The 6,223-nt window shown below is 41.0% G+C and carries 4 protein-coding genes; 1 reads left to right on the top strand and 3 read right to left on the bottom strand.

What is annotated here, in order from left to right; genetic code table 11:
- Positions 1 to 755: 755 nt before the first annotated feature.
- The 3 genes from H7T92_RS05975 to pflB all read right to left on the bottom strand — a co-directional run bounded on the left by H7T92_RS05975 (position 756) and on the right by pflB (position 4,720).
- Positions 756 to 1,223, bottom strand: a complete 468-nt coding sequence (locus H7T92_RS05975) for a threonine/serine exporter family protein (RefSeq protein WP_003005049.1) — start codon at positions 1,221 to 1,223, stop codon at positions 756 to 758.
- Between the two features lie 4 nt (positions 1,224 to 1,227).
- The gene (locus tag H7T92_RS05970; protein ID WP_201037327.1) at positions 1,228 to 1,986 is read right to left on the bottom strand and encodes a threonine/serine exporter family protein; all 759 of its coding nucleotides are present in this window, start codon (positions 1,984 to 1,986) and stop codon (positions 1,228 to 1,230) included.
- 418 nt (positions 1,987 to 2,404) lie between these two features.
- A complete protein-coding gene (gene pflB, locus H7T92_RS05965; RefSeq protein ID WP_201037326.1) occupies positions 2,405 to 4,720 on the bottom strand; it encodes a formate C-acetyltransferase in 2,316 nt (771 codons plus the stop codon).
- Between the two features lie 260 nt (positions 4,721 to 4,980).
- Here pflB and dinB point away from each other — a divergent pair, with 260 nt between their 5' ends.
- The gene (gene dinB, locus H7T92_RS05960) at positions 4,981 to 6,087 is read left to right on the top strand and encodes a DNA polymerase IV (RefSeq protein ID WP_201037325.1); all 1,107 of its coding nucleotides are present in this window, start codon (positions 4,981 to 4,983) and stop codon (positions 6,085 to 6,087) included.
- Positions 6,088 to 6,223: the final 136 nt, after the last annotated feature.

Here is a 6,223-nt window from a genome sequence, read left to right as displayed (position 1 = left end):
TATGAGGATAAACCACAAGTAAATCATGTAAAACTTATAAAGATAGCAAAAGGACTTATTTTTTTGTTTAGGCTTATACTTCCATATAAAATAAAATAAATAAGGTATAAAAATAATTAAAATAAATAGAAATTTCATCTCTAGCACAACTTATTACTTTCTATTTTGGATTTCCCGCAAGATCTCCTAACTTCCAAATACCAAGCCAAAAAGAAATTGTTAGCATGATAAAGAATGTGAGGAACATATTATCCACCAGATTTTTACTCATCAAGCATAGTTCTCTAGCTATGTAAGGAGACACGAGGAACAAAATGCACTGTACTATAGTAATTATTTTTTTCATGATTCATTTATAATACTGTCACATATGATACAGTATACTCCTTTCTAGGAAGAATTCTTATTATTCCTATCTTTATTATAGGCCTACAGCAATTTAGATTCAATTTTTAATATGTGAAAGTAGTTTCAGAATAATTTACAAAACAAAAATAAAGTACACTTTTTAAAGAATGTACTTTATGCTTCTAATTCAGTTGTATCAATGGTTTAGCTTTAGTTTAGTCAATTGTACATAAACTTTTAGTTTTCTTCAAAAAATAAAAATGAGTTCCAATTGTTAAAATGAATCAAGAAAATACAAAAACTTTCCGCCGTGAGAAAAGTGCTAGAAACACTATTGTTTCTAGCACTCGGGAGTTTTGGACCTAAGGAAAGTTTTTAAGAAGACTTTGTCACCAACACAACCAATGCTAGTTGGCATTGGTCATTTTTCTTTTTTGATGGCGTTGGTAAGAATGGTAGAGTTTCAAAACGACAGATCCACTAGCCATCCCGATGGAGATCACCAAGGCCAGAATAACCACCAGGGTCACGCTGGTTACTGCTTGGCGATATTGCCCACTGACAAAGAAGGAAGTGGTTCGATAGGAAATATATCCAGGAACCAAGGGTGCGAGAATGGACAACATAAAGACCACGACAGGCGTCTTGAGAATGATACTTAAAATCTGACTGATACAGGAGCCGACAATGGCGGCGATAAAGGTTGCTACGATGACATTGGTAGGGCCTTTTAGAATATAGTATAGTAGCCAGATGCCCATCCCGAGGATTCCTCCAGGAATCAACATGGAGCGCTGCACATTTAGGACGATTAAAAAGGTGATGATGGCAATCAAACTGGCCACCGCTTGGATTAAAAATTCAGTTAGGTTCATGATTTTATTTCATAAGGACGAGGGCGACCGTTGTACCGGCACCAAGTGCAAGAGTAATGAGGAGAGTCTCAAAGAGTTTGCTCATCCCAGAGTTGAGGTGGTAATTCATCAGATCTCGGACGGCATTGGTCATAGCGATTCCAGGAACGAAGGGCATGACACAGCCTGCGATAATGAGATCGGTATTGGAAGGAAAACCACTATAGCGCGTCCAGATATGGGCCAAAAAACCAAAGACAAAGGCGGCCGCAAAGGCAGTGACAAAAGGAATGCGAACGTATTTCTCAACGACAAGAGAAAAAGCAAAGGCAAAGACAGTCGCAATACCCGCTCCAATCGCATCATAGAAATTTCCTCCAAACATGATGGAGAAGAAAGGCGCACTGAGAGTTGCTGCAATGGTCAACTGGAGATTAGTATAAGGAACGCGCTTATTTTTCAATTCTCTCAAGGCCTGGTAGGCTTGCTCGAGATCTATCTCTCCAGAGACAAGTTGACGAGAGATCTGATTGACGTCACAGACCTTCTCGATATTGTAATTGGTCCGCAAGATCCGTTTCATGCGTGTGACATTGGCATTCTCAATTGAAAAGAAAATAGCGACTGGCATCGCTAAAACATTGCAATCGACGATTCCCTGTGAATGGGCGATCCGGATCATGGTATCTTCGACCCGGTGAATCTCAGAACCGCTCTCTATCAGGAGGGTTCCAGCTAACATCAGGACGTCGATCACTTGGTTGATCTGTTTTGACTCTTCCATAATTTCCTTCTTACTAAATAATCTGTTTCTATTATAGCAAAAAAGGACGAGAGACAGAACTAAAATCTGACAATTCTAGTTTGTTTCTTATCCTTTCTGAATTCGTTTAGAATAGCTATTGTTTAGGCTTATCATTCGCTAACTCGGGTGGTGGTGCTGCACGGTGCTGTCCTGGACGAGAAGGGTTGCTAAAAAGATCAGTGCAATCAGGATAAAGAGCCAAATAATAGCGAAAATAAATGTTAAAAACATAGGATCACCCCTTCTATATTATTTACAGCTCTACTATAACACTTGGAGAAAGCGCTGTCAAACCCTATATAGTAGGCTCTTAAACTCTTTCAAAATTCAGAATACTCTTGCGATGGGGATGAAAAAACCAGCCGTTTCCGACTGGTTTTTAAGACCTATTTGAATCTTAGTTCAAGGCATCATCCATTGAAAGAACTTCGTGGAAGACACGTTGTGTCAATTCAGTTTTTTGTTCTGGAGTGAGGTATTTAGTGTTTACACAGTATCCAGAGATACGAACGATAACGTCTTCACCTGACATGATCTTTTCGTAAACATCGTTCAAGTCCATAACGTTCAAGTTACAGTGTTGTCCACCGTTTTCGAAGTATCCATCAAGGATGGTTACCAAGTTATCAACTTGTTCGTCACGAGTTTTACCAAGAGCACGTGGTGATACTTGAGTAGTGAGTGAGATACCATCAGCTGCGTAACCAAAGTCAAGGCTAGCAAGTGAGTTCAAGTTTTGCAACCATCCACCTTTAGCTTTGTTAGATGGGTTAGCACCTGGTGAGAAGAATTCCAATTTAGACAAGTTCACAGAACCATCTTCGTTGAGGTATACCCCTTTGTGGACTGGTGAGTTACCAGTTTGTTTAGAGTAAGCAACGTTAGAAGTGATGGTAAGAAGTGAAACAGTTGCTTCAGCGTTCTTGTAAAGTTTGTGGCTGCGAAGACGAGTAGTGTAAGCTTCGATCAACCATTCTGCCAATTCGTTAGAACGTGGGTCATCTTCACCCCAACGTGGGTATTCACCGATTGTTTCGTAATCGTAGATGTAGCCATCTTCGTCACGGATTGGTTTAACAGTAGCGTATTTGATTGCTGACAATGTATCAACAGTGTTGGCAAATCCACAGATACCGAATCCCATGTTTGCGCGTTGGTGAGTTGGCAAGAAGGCCATTTGAACTGCTTCGTAGTTGTACTTATCAGTCATGTAGTGGATGATGTTCAAAGCATCTACATAAGTGTCAGTCAACCAGTCAAGAGATTTTTCAAAGTTTGCTTTAACAGATTCGAATTCAAGAACTTCATCACGGATAGGATCGATGTCAAATACTTTGTAGTCTTTATGAACATCGTCGTAACCACCGTTCAAACCAGTAAGAAGAGCTTTAAGGACGTTAACACGAGCGCCGAAGTATTGGATGTTGTGGCGTTGTTCTTCGTTTTCTGGGTCAAGTGGAGATACACAACATGAGATACAGCTCATTTCACCGTATCCGTCTTTAGCCATTGTTGTAACACCTTCGTATTGGATAGAAGAGTGTTTGTGGCTCATGTGCATACAGTAGCGACGGAAGCTATATGGCAATTTGTCAGTCCAAAGAACTGTCAAGTTTGGTTCTGGAGAGTTACCGATGTTGTCCAAAGTGTTCAAGAAACGGTAGTCCATCTTAGTAACACGGTGACGTCCGTCGTTACCCATACCAGCCATAGAGGTTGTGATGAAGGTTGGGTCACCTGAGTACAATTGGTCGTAAGCTTTTGTACGAGCAAATTTAACAGTACGCAATTTCATAACGAAATCGTCAACGAATTCTTGGATTTCTGATTCAGTGTAAGTACCACGAGCCAAGTCACGTTCAGCGTAGATATCCAAAACGATTGGCACACGTCCAAGAGAAGTAGCAGCACCGTTGATGACACGGCAGACAGCCATAAAGGCGATGTTTGTCCATTGGATCGCTTCTTTTGTATCGAAGGCAGGACGACGTACGTCTACACCATAAAGGTCACCCAATTTAACAACTTCTTGAAGTGCTTGGTATTGAAGGTTTACTTCTTCACGAAGACGGATTGATTCTTCATCGATTTCAGTAATAGAGTTCCAGTCGTTTGCTTTTTCAGCCATCAAGTAGTCAGCACCGTAAAGAGCCAAACGAGCATAAACCCCGATGATACGTCCACGAGAGTAAGCATCTGGAAGACCAGTTACAGTGTGAGCGTGACGAGCACGACGGATGTTAGAAGTGTAAGCGCGGAAGATACCGTCGTTTACAGTTGTAACGTATTTTGTGAAGATTTCATGAACTGCAGGATCTGGTTCGTATCCATTTTCTTTCAAAGTAGTTTCCGCCATACGGATACCACCACGAGGCATAAAGTTCAATTTGAACAATTCATCATTTTGGATACCGAAGATGACTTCGTTTTCTTTATCGATATATCCAGCTGCGATATCAGCGATAGATGTTGGACGGTTATCGTATGGGAAACGAGTTTCTTCATAATGAGCTTTCGTTTCTTCAACAATTTTTTTGATGTGAAGAGAACGTTCAGTTGGACCAGCTAGGAAGCTTTCATCTCCATCATATGGTGTGTAGTTAGCTTGAACGAAGCGAGAAACGCTTGCTTTTTCTTTCCAATCTTCACCTTTGAAGCCTTCCCAGGCTTTGTCAAAAATATCTTGTGCTTCAACGACTGTTTTAACAACCATTTTTATTTTCCTCTATTGTCTTTCTAGCAACTATATCTGTTGCACTTACAATAGTAGTATACCATACAGAAATCGGTTACACAAAGGCGAATTGCGAAAAACAACAGATTCTTTTGTAATACAGTTTCAAATCCTCTGCGATACTGTACTATATTTTTGAAAACAAACAAAGTTTTTCAACAATTTTCATGTTTTCTGGAGAGCCGATTTTTGCAATTCTGAAATTTTCTTCCTATAATAGAAAGAAAGGAGGGTGAAAAATGCTGATATTTCCATTAGTGAATGATACCAGTCGCAAGATTATTCATATTGATATGGATGCATTTTTTGCTGCCGTCGAAGAAAGAGACAACCCTAGTTTGAAGGGCAAGCCTGTCGTGATTGGCCAGGACCCTCGTCAGTCAGGAGGGAGAGGTGTTGTCTCGACTTGTAACTATGAAGCAAGGAAATATGGCATTCATTCAGCTATGAGCTCTAAAGAGGCGCTGGACCTTTGTCCTCAAGCCATTTTTATCTCTGGAAATTATGAGAAATACCGAGAAGTAGGTGAGCAGGTCCGTGAGATTTTCAAGCGTTATACAGATCTAATCGAGCCCATGAGTATTGATGAAGCCTATCTAGATGTGACGGAAAATAAAATCCAGAGCAAATCAGCTGTCAAAATCGCCCGCTTGATTCAGCATGCTATCTGGGAAGAGTTGCATCTCACAGCTTCAGCGGGTGTTTCTTATAATAAATTTTTGGCCAAGATGGCAAGTGACTACCAAAAACCCCGTGGCCTAACGGTGGTCTTACCGGAGGACGCTGAGGATTTCCTGAGCCAAATGGACATTGCCAAATTTCATGGAGTAGGAAAGAAGACAGTAGAGAGACTACATGAGATGGGTGTCTATACTGGCGCGGATCTTTTAGCCATCCCGGAGATGACTTTGATTGATCGGTTTGGGCGATTTGGCTATGATCTCTTTCGAAAGGCGCGAGGGATTCACAATAGCCCTGTCAAAAGTCATCGCATCCGCAAGTCGATTGGAAAAGAGCGGACCTACCGCAAGCTCCTTTATGCAGAAGATGATATTTTAGAAGAAATTGCCAATCTGTCCAGTAAGGTGGCCCAATCGCTGGAAAAACATGGTAAGCAAGGAAAGACCTTGGTCTTAAAAGTGCGCTATGGAGACTTTACCACCTTGACTAAGCGCATCACCTTGACGGAGCCAACGCGAGATGCTGAGCGCATCAATCGTTCAGCACGTCACATTTTTCAAGAAATCGAATCGATAAATACAGGAATCCGCCTCTTGGGTGTCACCATGACCAACTTTGTTGATCATACTGAACTGTCTCTGGTAGAGGAAGAAAAAGACGACTAGTCTATTCACTAGTCGTCTGAGATTGATGACAAAGTCATCTTAGAAACTTTCCTTAGGTGAGTACGGACGTCAGCGAACTTCTACGAAGTTCCATGACTTAGTTTTGAACCTAAAGTTTCAAAACTCCCGAGTGCTA

It is taken from the genome of Streptococcus parasanguinis, assembly GCF_016648855.1.
GTDB lineage: Bacteria > Bacillota > Bacilli > Lactobacillales > Streptococcaceae > Streptococcus > Streptococcus parasanguinis_L.
Note: the sequence above shows the minus strand (reverse complement) of the source record. Positions and strands in the feature narration are given on the sequence as shown.

Bases quoted from the DNA above. Each gene is read 5' to 3' on its own strand.
- H7T92_RS05975 (WP_003005049.1), bottom strand. From the start codon at position 1,223: ATGAACCTAACTGAATTTTTAATCCAAGCGGTGGCCAGTTTGATTGCC.
- H7T92_RS05970 (WP_201037327.1), bottom strand. From the start codon at position 1,986: ATGGAAGAGTCAAAACAGATCAACCAAGTGATCGACGTCCTGATGTTA.
- pflB (WP_201037326.1), bottom strand. From the start codon at position 4,720: ATGGTTGTTAAAACAGTCGTTGAAGCACAAGATATTTTTGACAAAGCC.
- dinB (WP_201037325.1), top strand. From the start codon at position 4,981: ATGCTGATATTTCCATTAGTGAATGATACCAGTCGCAAGATTATTCAT.